Origin of the sequence: Phaeobacter sp., from assembly GCF_022825805.1 — a bacterium.
Lineage (GTDB): Bacteria > Pseudomonadota > Alphaproteobacteria > Rhodobacterales > Rhodobacteraceae > Phaeobacter.
In genome coordinates this window covers 38,872-57,674 of record NZ_JAJDWC010000031.1, presented here as the reverse complement: position 1 = coordinate 57,674, position 18,803 = coordinate 38,872, and the positions used below count along the sequence as shown (strand labels likewise).

The 18,803-nt window shown below is 56.0% G+C and carries 17 protein-coding genes; 3 read left to right on the top strand and 14 right to left on the bottom strand.

The genetic code is table 11. The features are described from left to right. Nucleotides 1-414 precede the first annotated feature (414 nt). The 3 genes from Q0C28_RS03665 to Q0C28_RS03655 form a co-directional block, all read right to left on the bottom strand. Nucleotides 415-1,680 carry an ABC transporter permease gene (locus Q0C28_RS03665; RefSeq protein WP_293573295.1) on the bottom strand — a complete coding sequence of 422 codons (1,266 nt, stop codon included), beginning with the start codon at nucleotides 1,678-1,680 and terminating at the stop codon, nucleotides 415-417. Continuing rightward, nucleotides 1,677-2,483: a taurine ABC transporter ATP-binding protein gene (locus Q0C28_RS03660; protein ID WP_293573294.1), complete on the bottom strand. Its 807-nt coding sequence runs from the start codon at nucleotides 2,481-2,483 to the stop codon at nucleotides 1,677-1,679. Before Q0C28_RS03660 ends, Q0C28_RS03665 begins: the two co-directional genes overlap by 4 nt. Before the next feature lie 131 nt (nucleotides 2,484-2,614). Then, nucleotides 2,615-3,610, bottom strand: coding sequence for an ABC transporter substrate-binding protein (locus Q0C28_RS03655; RefSeq protein ID WP_293573293.1), 996 nt, complete (start codon nucleotides 3,608-3,610; stop codon nucleotides 2,615-2,617). Nucleotides 3,611-3,785: 175 nt separating this feature from the next. On the opposite strand from Q0C28_RS03655, the gene Q0C28_RS03650 reads away from it, so the two are divergent. Continuing rightward, entirely contained in the window at nucleotides 3,786-4,754 is a 969-nt protein-coding gene (locus Q0C28_RS03650; protein ID WP_293573292.1) for a LysR family transcriptional regulator, read from the top strand. 105 nt (nucleotides 4,755-4,859) lie between these two features. Here Q0C28_RS03650 and Q0C28_RS03645 read toward each other — a convergent pair whose 3' ends face one another. The 7 genes from Q0C28_RS03645 to Q0C28_RS03615 form a co-directional block, all read right to left on the bottom strand. Further along, nucleotides 4,860-6,308, bottom strand: coding sequence for an NAD-dependent succinate-semialdehyde dehydrogenase (locus tag Q0C28_RS03645; RefSeq protein WP_293573291.1), 1,449 nt, complete (start codon nucleotides 6,306-6,308; stop codon nucleotides 4,860-4,862). Nucleotides 6,309-6,374: 66 nt separating this feature from the next. Next, nucleotides 6,375-8,045 carry a BCCT family transporter gene (locus tag Q0C28_RS03640; RefSeq protein WP_293573290.1) on the bottom strand — a complete coding sequence of 557 codons (1,671 nt, stop codon included), beginning with the start codon at nucleotides 8,043-8,045 and terminating at the stop codon, nucleotides 6,375-6,377. Nucleotides 8,046-8,114: 69 nt separating this feature from the next. Further along, nucleotides 8,115-9,578 (bottom strand): aldehyde dehydrogenase, encoded by a 1,464-nt coding sequence (locus Q0C28_RS03635; RefSeq protein ID WP_293573289.1) that lies wholly within the window; start codon nucleotides 9,576-9,578, stop codon nucleotides 8,115-8,117. Between the two features lie 20 nt (nucleotides 9,579-9,598). After that, entirely contained in the window at nucleotides 9,599-10,636 is a 1,038-nt protein-coding gene (locus tag Q0C28_RS03630; protein ID WP_293573288.1) for an LLM class flavin-dependent oxidoreductase, read from the bottom strand. A gap of 3 nt (nucleotides 10,637-10,639) precedes the next feature. After that, nucleotides 10,640-11,557, bottom strand: a complete 918-nt coding sequence (locus tag Q0C28_RS03625; protein WP_293573287.1) for a flavin reductase — start codon at nucleotides 11,555-11,557, stop codon at nucleotides 10,640-10,642. Further along, on the bottom strand, nucleotides 11,554-12,363 hold the full coding sequence (locus tag Q0C28_RS03620) for an alpha/beta hydrolase (RefSeq protein ID WP_293573286.1): 810 nt from the start codon (nucleotides 12,361-12,363) through the stop codon (nucleotides 11,554-11,556). The genes Q0C28_RS03625 and Q0C28_RS03620 overlap by 4 nt, the downstream gene beginning before the upstream one ends. Further along, nucleotides 12,335-12,937: an amino acid synthesis family protein gene (locus Q0C28_RS03615; RefSeq protein ID WP_293573285.1), complete on the bottom strand. Its 603-nt coding sequence runs from the start codon at nucleotides 12,935-12,937 to the stop codon at nucleotides 12,335-12,337. Before Q0C28_RS03615 ends, Q0C28_RS03620 begins: the two co-directional genes overlap by 29 nt. Nucleotides 12,938-13,093: 156 nt before the next feature. On the opposite strand from Q0C28_RS03615, the gene Q0C28_RS03610 reads away from it, so the two are divergent. Next, nucleotides 13,094-13,384, top strand: a complete 291-nt coding sequence (locus Q0C28_RS03610) for a DUF1330 domain-containing protein (protein WP_293573284.1) — start codon at nucleotides 13,094-13,096, stop codon at nucleotides 13,382-13,384. Here Q0C28_RS03610 and betI read toward each other — a convergent pair. From betI to Q0C28_RS03590, 4 genes are all read right to left on the bottom strand, one after another. Continuing rightward, a complete protein-coding gene (gene betI, locus Q0C28_RS03605) occupies nucleotides 13,362-13,970 on the bottom strand; it encodes a transcriptional regulator BetI (RefSeq protein ID WP_293573283.1) in 609 nt (202 codons plus the stop codon). The genes Q0C28_RS03610 and betI overlap by 23 nt on opposite strands. 91 nt (nucleotides 13,971-14,061) lie before the next feature. Further along, complete coding sequence (gene betC, locus Q0C28_RS03600; RefSeq protein ID WP_293573282.1) at nucleotides 14,062-15,570, bottom strand: choline-sulfatase; 1,509 nt, start codon at nucleotides 15,568-15,570, stop codon at nucleotides 14,062-14,064. A 166-nt stretch (nucleotides 15,571-15,736) separates the two neighbouring features. Continuing rightward, entirely contained in the window at nucleotides 15,737-17,149 is a 1,413-nt protein-coding gene (gene ppsR, locus Q0C28_RS03595; RefSeq protein WP_293573281.1) for a transcriptional regulator PpsR, read from the bottom strand. Nucleotides 17,150-17,210: 61 nt separating this feature from the next. Continuing rightward, complete coding sequence (locus Q0C28_RS03590) at nucleotides 17,211-18,011, bottom strand: hypothetical protein (protein ID WP_293573280.1); 801 nt, start codon at nucleotides 18,009-18,011, stop codon at nucleotides 17,211-17,213. A gap of 330 nt (nucleotides 18,012-18,341) precedes the next feature. Between Q0C28_RS03590 and bchF the strand changes: the two genes are divergently transcribed. Beyond that, nucleotides 18,342-18,803 (top strand): 2-vinyl bacteriochlorophyllide hydratase, encoded by a 462-nt coding sequence (bchF, locus tag Q0C28_RS03585; RefSeq protein ID WP_293573279.1) that lies wholly within the window; start codon nucleotides 18,342-18,344, stop codon nucleotides 18,801-18,803.

Genomic DNA, 18,803 nt, shown 5'->3' with positions numbered 1-18,803 from the left:
GGCAAGACTGCCTTGATGAACTCCCACTCCAGATCGCTCATGTCCGAACGCGCCATTTTCACACCCCAGCATGTTGTTTTGCTGGAAATGAAGCACAAGCCAATACGAATGATAAGGAATTTATAGGTGTGCTGCCTAGATATTGAGGTTGGAGGCTCGGTTTGTAAGGAGAATTCAGATCAGCTTTTGGATCGTTAGGCACCGCTTTTGCTGGAGGAATATGCGCCGAGGCGAGGGAATCATGCGGCAGATTTGACGGGCTGTCGCCCTGACGGTCCAGCTGATTCCGTGCCAATAAACCCGGGCATCACCGTCGCCAAATCCAGAGGTCACAATGAAATGACCCCGATGCATCCGGCACCGGGGTCAAAGAAGGGTTGGAGTTTATATCTCGCGGAGTGGCTCCTCGAGAGCTTAGCTGCGACCTTTCCAGGGCACCAACCACGTCTCAGCTTTGCGCATCAGAATATCGATGCCATAACCGATGATACCGATCAGAACGATGCCCATGATAACAATGTCGGTTAGCTGAAACTTTGACGCCGCGATGATCATCATGCCCGCGCCTTTTTGTGCGGCAACCAGTTCGGCGGCAACAACCGTGCCCCAACATACCCCCATCGCGACGCGAGCGCCGGTGAAGATTTCAGGCAGGGAATTGGGGACAATCACATGGCGCATGATCTGCCACTTCGATGCACCCAGCGAATAGGCTGCGTGGATTTTAGAGATATTGACGCCAGACACCCCGGCGCGTGCCGCGATTGTCATGATCCATAGGGCCGCAAGGAACAGCAGGACGATTTTGCCGGTTTCCCAGATCCCAAACCAGATAATGACCAAGGGGATCAGCGCCAATGGCGGGACCGGTCGCATGAATTCGACGATCGGATCAAACCAGCCGCGGAACCAACCCGACAGCCCCATCGCATATCCCAAAGGAATGCCAACGATGGCGCCGGTGACAAAACCAGCGATCACGCGGGTCAAAGACCAGCCAAGGTGCTGCCAGAGGGAAAAGTTCTGGTACCCTTCGGAGGCAATTTCGAAAAAGCGTGACACAACAGTTTCGGGCGCTGGCAGCCAGATCGGGTTCATTTGCAGGCCCGGATGAGGCGTGAAGCTGATCGCGCCTTTACTGGTCAGCGCCACAGATCCATCGCCTGCGTCGACGGATCCCTCTGATCCGATGGCCTGCCCATTGATGGCAATGATCTTTGCGCCCTCTTTGCGCTTGGCTGTATCGTTCTTGTCAAACAAGAGCGTGGTGGAGCGCCCGGCCTGAGCGGCAAGCGCATCATTGCTTGCAAAGCCATCGCCTGCGTCGACGTCGAATTTCTCGACCTCTTCGCCAAAGCCAAAGACCTTCACCACGACCTCCGCATCGTCTGTCGCCCCATCGGCGGTCTGCAGTGTGTAGGTGAAGCGTGTTTCGCCGATGAATGGTCCGGGCACGTGAATGGGCGCCCAATTCGATCCGGTGAAGGCCCCCCAAATCAGAAAGATCACCAATACAGAGATGACCGATGCTGCCCGATCCGGCGTGACCGCGCTTTCGTCGCCGAAGGTCACTGTTTTCAGACTGGTGAAATCCTGACGTGATCGGGTGCCTTTACGTACCAGATGCACGATAAAGAAAGCACCTGCAAAAAGCGCAATATAGAAGAGAACAACAGTCATGCCACCTGCTCCGTCCGGCCCATGATTTCCTCTTCCATTTCCCAGATCATGGAGAGGATTTCATCTCTGGTTTCAGCAAAGCCTTCAGATTTTTTGACATCTCGCAGATCGGCATTCACGCCGCGTTCGGCAAAGGGAAGATTGTATTCCCGGTGGATCCGGCCAGGCCGCGGGGCCATCACGATCAACCGCTCGCCAAGAAGCAGCGCTTCTTCGACCGAGTGGGTGATCAGGATGATTGTTTTCCCGGTCTCTTTCCAGAGTTTCAGCACAAGCCCCTGCATTTTCTCGCGGGTCAACGCATCCAGGGCACCCAAAGGCTCATCCATCAAAATAACGTCTGGCTCATTGGCCAGGCACCGCGCCAGGGCAACTCGCTGCTGCATCCCACCGGACAGTTCATAGACGGCTTTTTCCTTGAAATCCTGCAATCCGACGATTTCCAGAAGGTGATCTGAAATCTGTTCGCGTTCGGCTTTGGGCATCCCCTTCATGCGCGGACCAAATTCGACGTTGTCGCGCACGTTCATCCATTCAAACAGCGCGCCTTTCTGAAACACCATACCCCGCTCGGCGTCTGGTCCTTCGACGACATGGCCGTTCAGTTCAATCGCGCCTTCAGTTGGCGCAAGGAAACCTGCCAAGATATTGAGCAAAGTGGTCTTTCCGCAGCCCGAAGGACCCAGAACAGACATCAACTCGCCCGCTTTCAAATTCAAAGAAACGTCTTTCAGCGCTTGCACTGAGCTGCCATTCGGCAGATCGAAGCGCATGGAGACACTTTTGATGTCCAGTCCCGACATCTCTCTCCCTTTTCGTGTTTTGGCTCTGTCATGGGTGGTCGTGCAGCAGTCGATCTACGAGCCCGGCAGTCAACTGCGACTGGTTGCAAACGGCCCCGGCAGAGCCGCTTGCATTGGTTCAGTTCAGTGGATCAGTTCTGCGACGCGGCAAGTGGATCGCTATCGACCGCACCATCATATGACTCCAGCGCGCCCTCGATGCTGCCCGCGTTCACAAACACGTCGGCCACGCCTTTCATGAAGGTCTGTGCGCCACCGCCCAACCACTTTTCGGTCAGCTGTTCGTCAGCGGATGGGAAGCTGAAGGTCGCAATGGTGGCGGCGGTTTCATCCACATCCATGCCCGCATCCTTGGCGATCACCGGCAACATTTTGTCGCTGTTCTCGCCGGAATTCCACATTGCGTTGGCGTCTGCTGTTACCTTCAGGAACGTGCTGAGCAGATCTCCCTGCTCCGCGATGAAGCTGGCTGGCGCGCTGGTAACATCAAACACCAGAATGCCCAGTTCCTCTTTTTCCGCACCGGTCAGCAGCACGTTGCCGTGCTCCAGCATCCGCCGCAGGCCGCCACCCCAGCCGCAGACCATGTCAAGATTGCCCTGGGCAAAGGCTGCTGCGCCATCTGCGGGCGCCATGTCAACGATTTCCATGGAGCCGACGTCTACGCCAAAATGCGCCATCTGGGACAGGAACCCATAGTGCGCCGCGGTACCAATCGGTACGCCGACTTTCTTGCCGGTCAGTTCGCCAGCGTTCGTTTTGTCAATTTCCAGCGCCTCTGCCACAACGCAGTTGTCATTGTCAGAGTAGCTCACAGCAACATCAACAGCCTGGATGTCCTGACCTGCGGACGTCGCGACAACGAAAGGCGGCACACCTTGGCTGACAGCGATCTGCACGTCGCCAGATGCCATCGCAGCCGACATTGCAGTGCCGGTGTCAAAAGACACCCAGTTGATTTTGACACCCATCTCTTCCTCGTAGGTGCCATTGGCCTTCGCAAACTGGAACGGCATCGGCCATTCAAGGAAATAGGCCACAGTAATCTCGTCCATCGCCGAGGCCGACGTTGCAGAGATCGCAGCGGCAACAGCGCAGGCCGTAGAAAGCAAGTATTTCTTAATCATGGTGGTTTTCTCCCAGTTGTGGTGCTCGGCCCGTTCTTTGTGACCGCGGAAATTTATCCTTATGCAAAACCATATCCCGGAACCGATTGAGCAATAGTATTAATTCTCTCTTGCGATCTATCCAAAACTTCTCTTTGATTTTCTCGAAACTATTGCATCTTGAGAGGGCACACTGATGACAAAACCGCTTAGTTTGCGCTGGTTGGAGGTGTTCCAGCTGGTGTCAAAGTCGGGCTCAATTCAGACCGTTGCTCGGGAATCAGGATTGTCTATCAGCACGGTGTCCAACCATCTGCGCAGTCTTGAAACGGCCCTCGGGGTCGAGCTGGTTGACCACAGCCGCCGCCCCATGGCGTTGACCCCCGCGGGTGTTGTGTTTGCCCGCTACACAAACGAAGGTCTCATCGCCCTGAAACAGGGAGAGGCCGAAATGCGGTCGGGCAGTTGGCAGCATGCGATTGATCTGCGTGTTGCTTTGCTTGATGACTTCGACAATGAAATCGGGCCGGAGCTGTTTCAAACTTTGTCCACCGCTCTGCCGCGATGCAGTTTTCGCCACTACACACGGCCGAGCCATGAAATCATCGAAAAACTGCAAGCCCAAAAACTGGACGCCGGCGTGGCCACGCGCCCGCTGGGGGTGCTGCCTGATCTGACAGAATACCCGTTGATGCGGGATCCATTCATCCTGGTGGTGCCATCATCCTACAGCGGCAAAACTGAAGATTTGATCACAGCGGACGCGGTTTTGCCGTTCCTGCGGTATTCCCGTGATCATACGATTGGCAAACAGATCGAGACCCAGTTGAACCGGCTGAAGATATCTTTGCCAAATCGGTTTGAGCTAGAATGCAATCAATCAATCATTGGCCTGGTCGCAGAAAACAGTGGCTGGGCTGTCACGACGGCCGCCAGTTATCACCGGGCACAGCGTTTTCACGATAAGGTCAAAGTGGTCCGTTTTCCAGGCAAGAACTTTGCCCGAACCGTATCCCTCTTCACGACCAACTACTATCCTGCGGCAACCTCACAATTAATCCATGAAATCGTCCAAAAATCCCTGCATCATCATTTTGTTGACCCGATCGGCCGCCGCTTTCCCTGGCTTGCCGAGGAATTGACAATACTGGCATCCAGTGGCTGACACTGATTGCGGACCGATTACGCGTTGCCGGGGATTGCCGCTAAGGGGCGGTGCAGGTCCGCCCCCGGCAGAATGTCTCCCGGAGGCTCACGTCTGTTCAGATCCTCAAACGCTCAGGCAGCAGTATTTGATCTCCAGATAATCTTCGATCCCATATTTGGAGCCCTCGCGGCCCTGACCGCTTTCTTTGATGCCACCAAACGGCGCAACTTCGGTGGAAATCAGACCGGTGTTGACGCCGACCATGCCATATTCCAGGCCTTCCATCATCTGCCAAACCTGGCTGAGGTTTTGGGTATAGACGTAAGACGCCAAGCCGAATTCCGTGTCATTTGCGGCGGTCAGAGCATCCTCAAGGGTGGAGAACCGGAATACAGGCGCCAATGGGCCAAAAGTCTCCTCACCCGCGACAGCCATCGTGCTGTCGACATCTGCGATCACTGTTGGCTGAAAGAAGGTGCCACCAAGGTCATAGTTTTGTCCGCCAACGATCAATCGCGCGCCTTTTGACAGCGCGTCATCAATATGATCGGTGACTTTCTGAACCGCTGCTGGGGTAATCAACGGCCCGATGGCGACCCCGTCTGATGCCCCATCGCCCACAGACAGTTTGCTCACCGCCTCCGCAAATTTGGCGACAAAGCTATCATAGACACCATCTTGAACATAAATCCGGTTGGAACACACGCAGGTCTGACCGGCATTGCGGAATTTTGAAATCATTGCGCCTTCGACGGCGGCATCCAGATCGGCATCGTCAAACACGATGAATGGTGCGTTGCCCCCCAGTTCCAAGGACAGTTTCTTCAGTTGATCCGCCCCTTGCTGCATCAAGATCTTGCCCACTCGCGTTGAGCCCGTAAAGCTGATTTTGCGCATCAGGGGATGGCTGCAGAATGTTTGACCCACACCTGCGCTGTCGGTTGAGGGCACAACGGAAAACACCCTTGGCGGCAGCCCGGCTTCTTCGGCCAGACGCGCCATGGCCAAGGCAGATAGCGGTGTTTCGGTTGCAGGGCGCACGACCATGGCACAACCAGCGGCAAGTGCTGGCGCGGCTTTGCGTGTGATCATGGCGTTGGGAAAATTCCATGGGGTGATGGCACCGACCACGCCGATGGGCTGTTTCAGGACCATGATCCGTTTGTCTTGCTGGTGCCCTGGTATGGTATCGCCATAGATGCGTTTGGCTTCTTCTGCGAACCATTCCACAAAAGACGCACCATAGAGGATTTCGCCCTTTGCTTCGGCAAGCGGCTTGCCCATTTCAGCTGTCAGGATCGCTGCCAGATCATCGGCATGGGCGACCATCAGATCATACCAGTTGCGCAGAACGCCGGCCCGTTCTTTTCCTGTCAGCGCGGCCCATTTTTTCTGTGCAATATGCGCATCTTCGATTGCCTGATTGATCAGTGGCAGGGGGCAGTCCGCCACCTGCGCCAAGACATCGCCCGTGGCCGGGTTGGTGACCGGAAAGCGTGCATCCGCAGCGGTCCAGCTGCCATTTACATAGGCATCAGAAACAAACAGGTCGGGGCGGTTCAGGGCAAGCATAGTTAAGTCCATTTGCTGAGCAAAAAAAGATGCGGGCACACGGGGTGCCCGCACCGATGTGTCGTTTTATGCGTGGAGATCACGGTCCAGCGCGGTGCCATCCGGTGTGGGTGTTTGGCTGTCTGAGACGGCCGCGGGATCTTCCATCAGCGATTTGATCACGCCCCAGGCCATCAGCACGACCAGCACAGAGATCGGCAGAGCTGCGGCGATGGCTGCTGTTTGCAACGCAGACAGACCGCCTGCCAGCAACAGAACCGCAGCAACCAGACCCTGTGCCGCGCCCCAGATCACCCGGTGCATTTTTGGCGGGTGGCTGTTGCCCATCGACAGGATCGTTGTGACAACCAGAGTGCCGGAGTCGGAACTGGTGATAAACCAGGTCGCCAGCAAAATCGTTGTCAATGCCGAGACAACCCAGGCCAGGGTGCCGCCATTGGCCAGCAGATCAATGGTGCCATAAAGCGTGCCACCGAGGTTCCAGCTGTTCACCATATCGATCAGACCTGCGGTGCCAACGCCACCGTCGGCATTCAGTTCAAAGTAGAGTGCGTTGCCCCCAAAGATCGAGATCCAGATAAAGGCCATGGTTGTTGGCACCAGCATGGCTCCGAACATGAATTCACGGATGGTGCGACCTTTGGAAATCCGGGCAATGAACATGCCTACGAACGGTGCCCAGCTCAACCACCAGCCCCAGTAGAAGATGGTCCAGCCACCCTGCCAGGACACGTCGCCCGGAGCAGAAGCTGTCCAGAATCCCATCGACAGGAACTGGGTCATGTAGTCACCCGTCGCGTTCAGGAAGAAACCTGCCAACCATTGGGTAGGGCCCGCGATGACGAAGAACAAAATCAGCGCAATCGTCAGCACGATGTTCCATTCGGACAGGATCTTGATCCCTCGGCCGATGCCAGAAACGGCGGAGAGGGTCGCAACGATGGAAATGATGATCACCAGGGCCACCTGCGTGCCGACACCGGGATCAATGCCAAACAGAACATTCATCCCATGCGCCATCTGATTGACGCCAAGCCCCATGGAGGTGGCAATACCAAATACGGTGCCAAAAACCGCCAGCAGGTCAACAGCATGACCGGCCGGGCCATAAATCCGCTCGCCCAGGATGGGATAGAGCGCGGAGCGGAACGTCAGGGGCAGTTTTTTGCGGAATGCAAAATATCCCAGTGCCAAACCAGTCAATGTGTAAATCGCCCAGCCATGAAGACCCCAGTGGAAGTTGGTCACCCGCACTGCATCAACGGCGCGTTCAAATCCCATCTCGGTATTGCCTGCGGCATCCGCAAATGGGTTGTTGGGATAACCCCAGCCAGCTGAATTGTCGAAGTAGAACAGGGGTTCCGCGACGCCAAAGAACATGATCCCGATGGAAACCGAGGCAGAAAACAGCATCGCAAACCAGGAAAAGCGGCTGAATTCTGGTTTGGCATTGTCATCCCCCAGCCGGATGGAGCCAAAGCGGCTGAACATCAAAAACAGGCAGGTGAACAGGATGATGATGACAGAGCTGATGTAATACCAGCTCAGTGCACCTTCGACCCAGGAGCGGATCCCTTTGTAGATGCTTCCGGCAAATTCCACATTCAGGATCGTGAACAGCACAAAGGCAGCAACCATCGCTTTTGATGCGATGCTCATCCCATTGTGCAGCCCTTTGAAAAGCCCACTGTCGGAGACCAAATGCCCCCCGTCATGAGCCCGGTGTTCGGGTTTCATGTTGTGTTTCCTCCCAACAACAATTCAGATTTTGGATTGGCGGCTAAGCGAACCGCCCGCGGTGTGACGTCATCGCATCACAAAAGGGTCCGGTATCGGCGCGTCGCTCGTACGCAGCCAGACGGATTTCACCTTGGTGTAATCCAAAGCCGCCTCAATCCCGCCTTCCCGGCCATGACCTGACAATCCATGTCCACCAAACGGGGCAATGGGGCTGACCGCACGATAGGTGTTGACCCAGACGATCCCAGCCCGAATTGCCCGGATCATACGATGGGCGCGGGTCAGATCTCGAGTGAAGAGGCCGGAGGCCAGACCAAAGGCAGTGTCATTGGCAATGGCAATCGCCTCAGCCTCGGTTTCGAAACTGACGACGGACAGGACGGGCCCGAAGAACTCTTCCCGCAGGCTGGTGGCCTGATCCACACCATCGCAATCAAGGATCGTCGGCGGAAAGAAAAATCCATCGCGTTCCAGCGGCGTACCCCCGGTGATCAGTCGGGCACCCTCCGCAACTGTTTGTGCCACCAACTGCTCGGCGCGATCTTGCTGCGCGCGGGTGCACAACGGCCCAACCTCGGTCGCCATATCATCTGGCGCGCCGATTGCGATTTTTTCCGCCTTTTCGGTAAGCCGCTCCAGAAATGCATCTTTGATGGCCGCATGAACAACCAGCCGCGATCCGGAGACACAGCTTTGTCCGGTAGCGGCAAAAACCCCGGAAATCTGTGCGTTGACGGCGCTTTCCAGATCCGCGTCATCAAAAACGATGAAGGGGGATTTCCCACCCAGTTCCAGCGATGAAGACGCCAGGTTGTCTGCGGTGTTGCGCACGATGTGGCGCGCGGTATCCGGCCCACCGGTGAAGGCGACATGGGCCACCTTTGGATGGCTGGTGAGCGCAGCGCCAGTGTCTGCGCCGCCGGTCAAAACGTTCAAAACACCCGCCGGGAACCCGGCTTGGTCAAACAGGCGGGCGAATTCCAACATCGGGGCCGGTCCAGCCTCTGACGCCTTCAACACCACGGTGCAGCCTGCGGCAAGTGCGGGTCCGATCTTCACCGCGGACAAAAACAGCTGGGAATTCCAAGGAACGATTGCAGCAACCACACCAATGGGTTCGCGCCGCAACCAGACTTCCATGTCAGGTTTATCAATCGGCAGATGCGCACCTTCGATCTTGTCTGCCAGCCCGGCGTAATACCTGTAGTACTCGGCAACATAGGCAATTTGGGCACTGGTTTCGCGAATGATCTTGCCGGTGTCGCGGGTTTCCAGCTCGGCCAGCCGTGGCGCGGCCTCTGCGATAAGATCCGCCAACCGCAGCAGCAATTTGCCGCGTGCGGTTGCTGTCATGGTGGCCCATTCAGAGGAGAAAAATGCCTGTTCAGCGGCGGTGACCGCTCGGTCTACATCCTGCGGCGTGGCAGCAGGCATCTTGGCCCAAGCGGTTCCGGTCGCAGGATCCAAACTGTCGAAGTGCTCCGTCGCGTCTTCGAATTGCCCGCCGATATACTGCTGAAATATCTGCATTTTACTCTCCCCAACTCGCCTTAGGCGAAGGCCGGCATCACGTCGCGAATGAACCGCTCTAGCGATGCTTTTTTGCGTTCAAATGACATCGAACTGTCGATCCAGAACGCATATTCGTCGTAGCCAAGCGCTTCGAAGCTTTTCAGCCGGTCGATGATCTTGTCAGACGTCCCAACCGCAAGATCCCGCTCCAGCGCCTCCGGCGAATAGATTGGGTGGTTTGCGATTTCTTCATCTGAAAGCGGCTCAATCAATCCTTGGGTGATCTCTCGCTTGTTCATGAACCAGGCACCGAAATAGTTGTAGAACCGGTTCAACTCCACAGCTGCATCTTTGGCGTCCGCATCACTTTCCGCGACATAGGTGTGCAACAACAGCATGATTTTCGGTCGCGGCATGTCGGCGTGCTTTTCACATGCTGCGTTGAATTTGGCGATCAGGCTTTCGATCTCTGCATCACCATTCCAAAGCGGCGTCACCTGGACGTTGCAGCCCTGTTTAACAGCAAATTCGTGGCTGTTTGGGTCCCGTGCGGCGATCCACATCGGCGGGCCGTTTTCCTGTACCGGCTGCGGCACAGACGTGGTTTTGGGGAACGCGACCTGTTCCCCTTCATGGGTATAGTCGCCTTTCCACAGTGCTTTCACCGCGGGCACCAGTTCCCGCATGTATTGACCGGCCTGCCAAGCATCGAGACCCGGGCTGAGACGGTCATATTCAAAGGTGTAGGCACCGCGGGCAATGCCCAGCTCCAACCGGCCATCCGTGATCATATCGGTCATCGCCGCTTCGCCGGCCAGACGGATAGGATGCCAGAATGGTGCAATCACCGTCCCGGTCCCGAGGCGAACATTTTTGGTCACCCGAGCCAGATCAACCAAATTCAGCATCGGGTTTGGCGCAATGGTGAAGTTCATCCCATGGTGTTCACCGGTCCAAACCGCATGCATGCCACCGGCATCGGCGATCTGGCACAACTCCACAAATTCGCTGTAGAGTTTCTTCTGATCCTCCTGAGAGGAGATGCGCTCCATATGCGCAAAAAGCGAAAACTTCATGCTTTAGCTCCCTGATGCCATTGGTTGGACATTTCCGTTGCTTTGAGTGCCGCAGTAGACACCGAAGTGACCGATGCTGTGTTCTGCGCCAAACCGCTCAAGCATTGTGCGCTCAGCGTAGTTGGCGATTTTCTGCGAAACATTTGGTGTAAGTTCCTCAAACTGACCGGCACTGGCAAATTCTCCGGTGGTCTGACAGAGGAAAGAAATATGCTGCGTTGACTGTGTGTCGTCTTCGTAGACGGAGTAGATGAACCCCGGCTCTGCCGCTGCTCCTGTTGTCTCGATCAATCGAGCCAGAGCCGCCTGGGCGCCGTCTTTTCCAACCTTGATTTGTGGCAAAGACAATCCACCGTCGTCCGCGCTCTGCAACAGCACCTTGCCGTTGTGTTCAATCAACGCGGAGACATAAAGATCGGTGCTGCCACGCAGGGCCTCGGCTTCGGCAGCAGGGGTAACATAGGCGCCCCTTGCGTAGCCGAGCCCCGGTTGCGGGCTGCTGTCAAAGGCTTCGACCCGTCCGATAAGGATCACATGATCGCCTGCGTCGACGGTTTTGAACATCGAACAGTCAAACCAGGCGGACACACCGGCAAAAACTGGTGATCCGAAGGGACCAAATGACCAATCGGTATTAGCAAATCTGTCGTCCACAGGACGCGCAAAGGTGTTTGACAATTCGACCTGGTTTTCTGCGAGCACGTTCACCGCAAATCCCTTTGCCGCGGTAAGCGCCTCGTAGTTGCGCGAGGTATTGGCCAAACACACCAGCACCAACGGTGGATCTAGCGAAACAGAGGTGAACGAGTTCGCGGTAAACCCAATGGGCGCGTCCTCTTCGCCAACAGCCGTCACCACGGTGACCCCCGTCATGAAAGAGCCAAAAGCGTTGCGCAATTCGCGCGGGTCAAAACTGGTCATGCTTGTGCTCCTGCGACTTCCAGTTCCATCCAATCCAACAAGGTCTCGGTGACCAATTCGGGGGCCGTCAGATTGACCATATGTTTGTGCCCCTTGATCACAACAGAGCGCCCCATGGGGGCCGCATTGGCCATCTGCTTTGTCATTTTCGCCGTTGAATTCGGATCTCCATCGCCAGTGATTGCCAACAGAGGGCAGTCGATCCGGCCAAAATCGTCCGCATAGGTCGCATCACCCCTCGCAAATGCGCGATAGGCAGTGGCATAGCTTGCCCGGTCGACCTCGGACAGCCAGGCAGCAACAGATGTTCGTGCTGTCTGCTCGACCTTGCTTTCTCCAAACCAGCGCGCGAGGGGCGTTTGTAGATCAAATTCGCCCTGCGCAATGACATCTGCCCGTTCGATGACGGCATCCCGTGCCGCAGGATCACGCCGGAAGACACCGTTCAGCAACGCCACGCGGGCCAATTTCCCAGGGTGTGTTGCGGCGTAACCTGCAGACAACAGCGCACCCATGGAGTGGCCTGCAAGGCTGACCCCTTTCAGGGCCAGACCCTCCAAAACCGCATGCAACCAGGCCACGAAAGCAGGCAGGTCAGACTGCGGCGGCAAAGGGGAGGATCCGCCATGTCCCGGCATGTCCAGTGCGATCACCCGGTGCCTTTTGGACAAACCCTTGATCTGCGGGCCCCAGGCGGCGGATTGCATACCGACACCATGGATCAGGACAATCGGTGCCCCCTGACCTTGTTCCCGATAGGCAACCGTGCCGTAGGGATCAGACAGCTGCAGGGTTTTCAACATCATGGCCCAATTCCTCCAGATCTTGGTAGCGGTCGCCAATGCGGTGATGCGGCCGCCCACCGATCGAGGCGCCAAGGGCGATCACGATTTCATCTGCCGCTGGCGCATCCGCAATTGCAGTCTGAATGGTAAGATAATGGCTGCGCTTGCCGCCATCATTTTTATCCATCAAGGGGATTTGCAGCGAGGCGTTCGCAGGTCCGCGTGTGTTGGTGAAGGCAAGGTAGGATTTGGCACCAACCGCTTCGCGGAAGTGATTGCCAAACCGCAGAGTGTGGATCAGAGCCGATGCGTGCTCCACCTCGCCATCCAGACCGACGATGGCGGATTTGCCGTAACCTTCGACCTTGTCGCCCCCGCCTGCGGCATCCAGGATCATTTTGGTCAACAACTCGCCAAGCCCGGGTGCGCAATCATGAATTGCGGGTCGCAGATCATCCACAAATCCCTGTCCGGCCCATGGATTTTTGATCACCGCAATTGCCGCGATCATTTTCAAGGGCGTCTCCGCAGCTTTGCCACCCTCAATCAGGGTTTCTTCAACATGGAGAAGGGTTTTGCGGATTTCTGCGGGCATAGGGCACCTGTACTGATGATTCTTGTTGAAGTCTTATGGTATACCAAGATACGGTGTGTCAATAAAATCAGCCAAACTTTGCGGCATCAACGCACGCAAATGCGTCCGCAAACCGCTGGCCGTCCGCCGCATCCAGTTGAAAGAAAAGGAAAGTAGATGCCTAAAGCCTATTGGATAGCAAACGTAACCGTTACAGATCCTGAGGCCTACGCAGGCTATCAGACCCTCGCGCCCGAGGCGTTTGCACAGTTCGGCGCAAAGTTTCTGGCCAGGGGCGAGGCCGAAACCCTGGAAGGTCGGGCCTGGCAGCGCCGCGTTATCATTGAATTTGCCAGCCTGTCAGACGCCAAGGCCTGTTATGCCTCTGACGCGTACCAAACTGCAAAATCCCATCGTCACAATGCCTGTGACGCAGATATCGCAATTATTGAAGCGATGGAGGAATGATAGATTGGGTTGCTGTGGGCTGACCCAAAAGAGCGTCAGCCGCCGCCATCACGCGTTGGGCTGCATCGGGATCCGGAGCGCCCCGCAACAGAGCCGCGCGCAGATAAACACCATCGATCAAAGCCGAAATGACAGGTTCAATCTGTTCGGCGTCGTCGCACAGCCGCCGCAGGTCATGCAACAGGTTGCTACGGAGGCGCCGCTGATAGAGCTGCATCAACCGCATGGCTTCTTGGTTGGATTGAGACAGGGCATAGAAACTCAGCCAAGCCGATGTCTTGCGACGATCAAACACATGGGTTTCAAAGTTTGCCGCAATCACGGCACAGAGCCGGGCGTAAGGTGTCTTCGCCTTACGTTGGTTGGCGGCAACCCGGCGTGAAAATACTGACAGGATATGGCGCATGGCAGCGATCAACATCTGATCCTTGCTGCCGAAATAGTGATGCGCCAGGGCGCTGCTCATTCCTGCGCGTTTGGCGATCTGCGACACAGTCACATCCAATGATCCTGCATCACCAATTTCATCGATCACCGCGCTGACCAGAGCCGCCCGGCGTTTGGGTTCCATTCCTTGCCTTGGCATAGCTCGCCTCTTGTCACGTCGCGGGATCTAAACAGCACCTTTGGCGCAGCTGGCGGGAGCATACTGTCAGCCACCGCCAGCGGCCGGACCATTATTCTCCCCTTGGGAAACGCGCGTCTTCCTCGACCACGTTCAGATCCATGTGGTTGCGCATATAGCGTTCGCTTGCCTTTTGTAAGGGCTGGTAATCCCAAGGGAAATAGCCGCCCTCTCGCAAGGCTTCATAAACGATCCAACGACGCGCCTGGCTTTCGCGCACATCTGCATCGAACCGGCCCAGATCCCAGCGTTCGGCAGCCATCGCCTTCAGATCGGCAAGAACCTCCTGATGGGCTGGATCGGCGGCAAGATTGGTCAACTCGTTCGGATCGCTTTCCAGATCAAAGAGCTGGTCAGGGTCGAGAGCGCAAAGATTTAGTTTCCAACGGTCCAACCGCAGTGACACCATCGGCGCATAAGAGGCCTCAGCCGCATATTCCATTGCGACCGGCGTCTCCCTTTTGCCGTCATTGCCGAGGGGCACCAGCGACTCGCCAGACGTCCAGGGCATCACCTCCTCCATACTGACGCCGGCCAAATCACACAGCGTCGGGCAAACGTCGATGTTGGACACCGGTGTGCCCACCCGTCCGGGGTTCATTTGTGGGGCGGCAACCATCAACGGCACACGCGCAGAGCCCTCGTAGAAGCTCATTTTGAACCACAAACCACGCTCCCCAAGCATATCACCGTGATCAGATACGAACAGAATAATGGCCTCTTGGCGCGTGCTCTCCAGCGCCTCCATCACCTCGCCGATTTTGTCATCAAGGTAGGAGATATTGGCAAAGTAGGCACGACGAGAGCGACGGATGTCTTCCTCGGTGATGTCGAAACTGCGCCAATCATTGGCATCAAAGATCCTTTTGGCGTGCGGATCCTGATTGTCATAGCCGAGGTCTGCGACCTCCGGCAGCAGATGTTCGCAATCCTCATAGAGGTCCCAGTATTTCTTGCGCGCCACATAGGGGTCATGCGGATGTGTAAACGATACCGTCAAAGCCCAGGGACGATCATCCTTGCCGCGTGCCAGATCATAGATCTTTTGCGTCGCATGAAAGGCGACTTCGTCGTCAAACTCCATCTGGTTGGAAATCTCTGCGACCCCGGCACCCGTCACGGACCCCATATTGTGATACCACCAATCAATGCGCTCACCTGGCTTGCGGTAATCCGGCGTCCAACCAAAATCGGGCGGATAGATATCTGTGGTCAACCGATCCTCAAACCCATGCAGCTGATCGGGTCCGACAAAATGCATCTTCCCAGACAGGCAGGTGTAGTAGCCTGCCCGGCGCAAATGATGCGCGTAGGTCGGGATCGACGAAGCAAATTCAGCTGCATTGTCGTAAACGCGCGTCGCGGACGGCAATTGCCCCGACATAAAGCTCGCTCGGCCCGGCGCACAGAGAGGCGAGGCCGTGTATGCGTTGCGAAACCGGGTCGAACGCGCCGCCAACTTCTTCAGATTTGGCGCATGCAGCCAATCAGCCGGACCATCTGGGAACAAAGTCCCGTTCAACTGATCCACCATAAATATCAGTATGTTAGGCTTTTTCATCTGGAGAATCCACTCTGGTTGACCTGCACAATTAAAAGCGGATCATCACTATTTTAATTGACTGGTCAATCAATAATAAAGCGAAAAGATCAAAACACCGAATAAAAAAGGGCCAGCGTCGTCTTACGCTGGCCCGTGCCTTGTCTTCGAAATCAAATTGAACGCGTCAGCTGTCGTCGCGGTTAACCAAACCGTATTTGCGCAGCTTCACATAAAGGCTCTGCCGACTGAGCCCGAGCATTTCAGCCGCTGCAACGCGGTTGTTGCCGGTCATATCCACGGCCGTTCGAATACACATCTTTTCCACTTCGTCGATGGTCTCAGCCAGGATCTCTTTGAGCGAGGCACTGCCAACCAACTCGGAAACATTCCGGGCATTCTGTTCGCGGACACTGGTAGCCGCCTGGGCCACGGAACTGTCACGTGCCAGATCCCGCATGGTCACCGCATACATTTCGCTACCGCCAAATTCTACTGTGGTCACAGACACTTCAACCGGAACCGTGTGTTGGTGGTCGGTCAACAGACGCGTCGAGAACAACGGCAGTTTGCGGCTGCGCGCGGCATTTTCGACCATCAGTCGCACATCAAGCGATCCGCGCTCCAGATAATCGGCCAAAGACCGTCCCGACACACGCGCCAGATCAGGTGCTTCGCAGAGGTTCAAGAAGGCTTCATTGGCTGTCTTGATCGTGCCGGACCCATTGATGAAGACGATCCCATTCGCTGCATTCTGGAACATGCCATTCAACAGATCACTCAGCCCGCTTCGCTGTACCCGCAGTTTGTCTGGCAGATTGAGCCGGCAGAACAACATACGCTCGCCGGAGGACCGGAAAATAATCGGTGCTGCAGACACCATCATGTCATTGCGTTTGATCACCAGATCAACGGGCCGTTCCAAACCATCTGAACTGGCTTGCAAAAGCCGCTCGGTGATGCTGTTTTTCATACCCGCAAAATGGCTGGTCAGCTGGCTGTCGATCAACGCATCCCGTTTCACGCCCAAAAGATCACTGGCCAGTTGATTGGCATTAATCACCCGACCCGTCGTCAAAGAGGCAAACACAATCGCTTGCTCGGACGACTCCATCAGCACCCGAAGCTTAGTTTCGGCTTCCCGCTGCAACTCATAATCGCGTTCCAGCACCCGCTGGCTTTCGATGAGTTGCTGTTGCAACGCCGCAATCGGGCGCAGATCACGGCCCAGCAACAACAACGACCGATCGTTTGCCATGCGGAAGACGGAATATTGGATCGGGACATCTTCGCCGTCCGCAAGCGCGTGGTTCAGCTCAAGCGGCGCACGGCTTTCTCCGCCGGCCCGCAAGAGCGCAGCGCGTTCTTGAAACTTCGGAATGCTCTCAACCGTCAGCGTCTCTAGAAAACCCTGCCCATACCACCGCTCAAACACGGACATGCCATTGGCATTCGGATTCACCATGACAGAGGCCACCCGATCTTCCGGCGTCACCACAAGGGCAACATCAGAGGCACTGCCGACAATGCTGATCAGCACTTCAGGGCCTATGATCGGGACCGCCCCACTGGTCCAAAATTCGGCACCACGTTGTGTCATTGGGTGTCCTCTTGGCTGGCTTCCTGGCGGAAACTGGCAAAAGGGAATTCAAGAAACTGCATCATGTCTTTTGTTTTTTCATTTCGGTTGTGGCCGCAAGATGGCGGGTCACCTGCTCCATATCCGATGTCACGAGATCTGCGCCAAGGGTAGACCTTTCCGCAGTACTCAGCCTCTCTAACGCGCAGCCGCCAACATACAGACTAACTGGTTGGTGACAGGCCGCCCGGACCCGCTCCAGAAACAGTGGCAGTTTCGCCAAATTCCGCTCCTGGGCGATCGACACCAGAATGGCGTCAAAATCCCGCCGTGCCAAGCGTTCCACGATCTCATAATCGTGAAAACCGGTCGCAAGCCAGACCGTGTGGCCTGCCAGCCGCAGCGTGTTTCCTACTATGATTGTACCGATGGTATGCTGCTCATCCGGAGGTGTAATTACCGCGAGTTGAAGACCCACATCCAGAACCTGACGCGGCAATGCCGCATAGAGCCCACGCAGTGCGGCCTGCAGGCGAGCCGCACCAATCGACACCTGAACAAAGCTGAGGTGATCGGCAAGCCACTGGTCCCCAAGGTCCCGCGCAGTGGCCGGAATGTAGTCTTCGATCAGAGCCATTCGCGGCACGCCCTGCTTCAGGAGTTCCGAGACATAGGCATTCATTTGCCGCTCATCGGCGTCATGAGACGCCCGGCAGAGCTGTTGAACAACTGCGGGATCGATCTTGCTGTTATGTTGTGCCGTCGTGATACGAAACAAAGGTTTGGACGCGACGTTGTGCAGCGCATCGCTGGCCACAGAACGAGATAGTTGCGAGGGAACCCCTTCCGAACCCAGGCCTTTGGCAATGTAGGCGTCGGTCATTGGTTACACTTTCGCGCTGACCCAAGGGCGGACCGTAAGATACGGCAGCTCTGATCCCAGGCGGGGTCCTTGGGCGTCTGTAATGTCAGCGATACGGCCTCAAATGTCAAATTCAACGTACACTCCTGTCCTGCGAATTTACGGACGCTTGCGCCCTTGCTCAATTCAAATCTTTGAAAATCAATTGTTCCCTGTGGGTTACATCAACGCAGGTTGACAGTCCCCCACGCAGACTCAAAGTGTCAACTACATGATTGTAAGTTTTAATTGACACTCACTTTGCAACTGCGCAGACTTCTTTATGAGAATCCAAAAATGGGGAGGACCGAAGTGTCTACAAACCTTTACACTCCCGAACAGCGCGTTCGGCGTGACGAAACGGTTTGGACAGTTGTGCAGGGCGTGCTTGCGCCGCTGCAGTTTTTGGTCTTTCTCATCTCCCTGGCTTTGGTGGTGCGCTATCTGGCAACCGGCGAAGGCTACGTCGAAACATCGCTGTCAATTCTGGCAAAAACAGCCTGCCTGCTATTGATCATGGTCACCGGCGCGATTTGGGAAAAGCAGGTCTTTGGGCAGTATCTTTTTGCACCTGCCTTCTTCTGGGAAGATGTCGTCAGCTTTGGTGTGATCGCGCTGCACTGCCTGTATGTGGTGCTGTTATTCACTGGGCAGACCCAACCCATCACTGAAATGATTGTCGCCTTGCTGGCCTACGCCGCCTACCTGATCAACGCCGGGCAGTTTCTTTGGAAACTCCGCATTGCCCGGCTGCAGGCAGAGGTTGCGCCATGA

What these genes read in the sequence shown, in the direction of transcription:
- Q0C28_RS03665 (WP_293573295.1), bottom strand. Translation starts at nt 1,680, where the DNA reads ATGACTGTTGTTCTCTTCTATATTGCGCTTTTTGCAGGTGCTTTCTTT.
- Q0C28_RS03660 (WP_293573294.1), bottom strand. Translation starts at nt 2,483, where the DNA reads ATGTCGGGACTGGACATCAAAAGTGTCTCCATGCGCTTCGATCTGCCG.
- Q0C28_RS03655 (WP_293573293.1), bottom strand. Translation starts at nt 3,610, where the DNA reads ATGATTAAGAAATACTTGCTTTCTACGGCCTGCGCTGTTGCCGCTGCG.
- Q0C28_RS03650 (WP_293573292.1), top strand. Translation starts at nt 3,786, where the DNA reads ATGACAAAACCGCTTAGTTTGCGCTGGTTGGAGGTGTTCCAGCTGGTG.
- Q0C28_RS03645 (WP_293573291.1), bottom strand. Translation starts at nt 6,308, where the DNA reads ATGCTTGCCCTGAACCGCCCCGACCTGTTTGTTTCTGATGCCTATGTA.
- Q0C28_RS03640 (WP_293573290.1), bottom strand. Translation starts at nt 8,045, where the DNA reads ATGAAACCCGAACACCGGGCTCATGACGGGGGGCATTTGGTCTCCGAC.
- Q0C28_RS03635 (WP_293573289.1), bottom strand. Translation starts at nt 9,578, where the DNA reads ATGCAGATATTTCAGCAGTATATCGGCGGGCAATTCGAAGACGCGACG.
- Q0C28_RS03630 (WP_293573288.1), bottom strand. Translation starts at nt 10,636, where the DNA reads ATGAAGTTTTCGCTTTTTGCGCATATGGAGCGCATCTCCTCTCAGGAG.
- Q0C28_RS03625 (WP_293573287.1), bottom strand. Translation starts at nt 11,557, where the DNA reads ATGACCAGTTTTGACCCGCGCGAATTGCGCAACGCTTTTGGCTCTTTC.
- Q0C28_RS03620 (WP_293573286.1), bottom strand. Translation starts at nt 12,363, where the DNA reads ATGATGTTGAAAACCCTGCAGCTGTCTGATCCCTACGGCACGGTTGCC.
- Q0C28_RS03615 (WP_293573285.1), bottom strand. Translation starts at nt 12,937, where the DNA reads ATGCCCGCAGAAATCCGCAAAACCCTTCTCCATGTTGAAGAAACCCTG.
- Q0C28_RS03610 (WP_293573284.1), top strand. Translation starts at nt 13,094, where the DNA reads ATGCCTAAAGCCTATTGGATAGCAAACGTAACCGTTACAGATCCTGAG.
- betI (WP_293573283.1), bottom strand. Translation starts at nt 13,970, where the DNA reads ATGCCAAGGCAAGGAATGGAACCCAAACGCCGGGCGGCTCTGGTCAGC.
- betC (WP_293573282.1), bottom strand. Translation starts at nt 15,570, where the DNA reads ATGAAAAAGCCTAACATACTGATATTTATGGTGGATCAGTTGAACGGG.
- ppsR (WP_293573281.1), bottom strand. Translation starts at nt 17,149, where the DNA reads ATGACACAACGTGGTGCCGAATTTTGGACCAGTGGGGCGGTCCCGATC.
- Q0C28_RS03590 (WP_293573280.1), bottom strand. Translation starts at nt 18,011, where the DNA reads ATGACCGACGCCTACATTGCCAAAGGCCTGGGTTCGGAAGGGGTTCCC.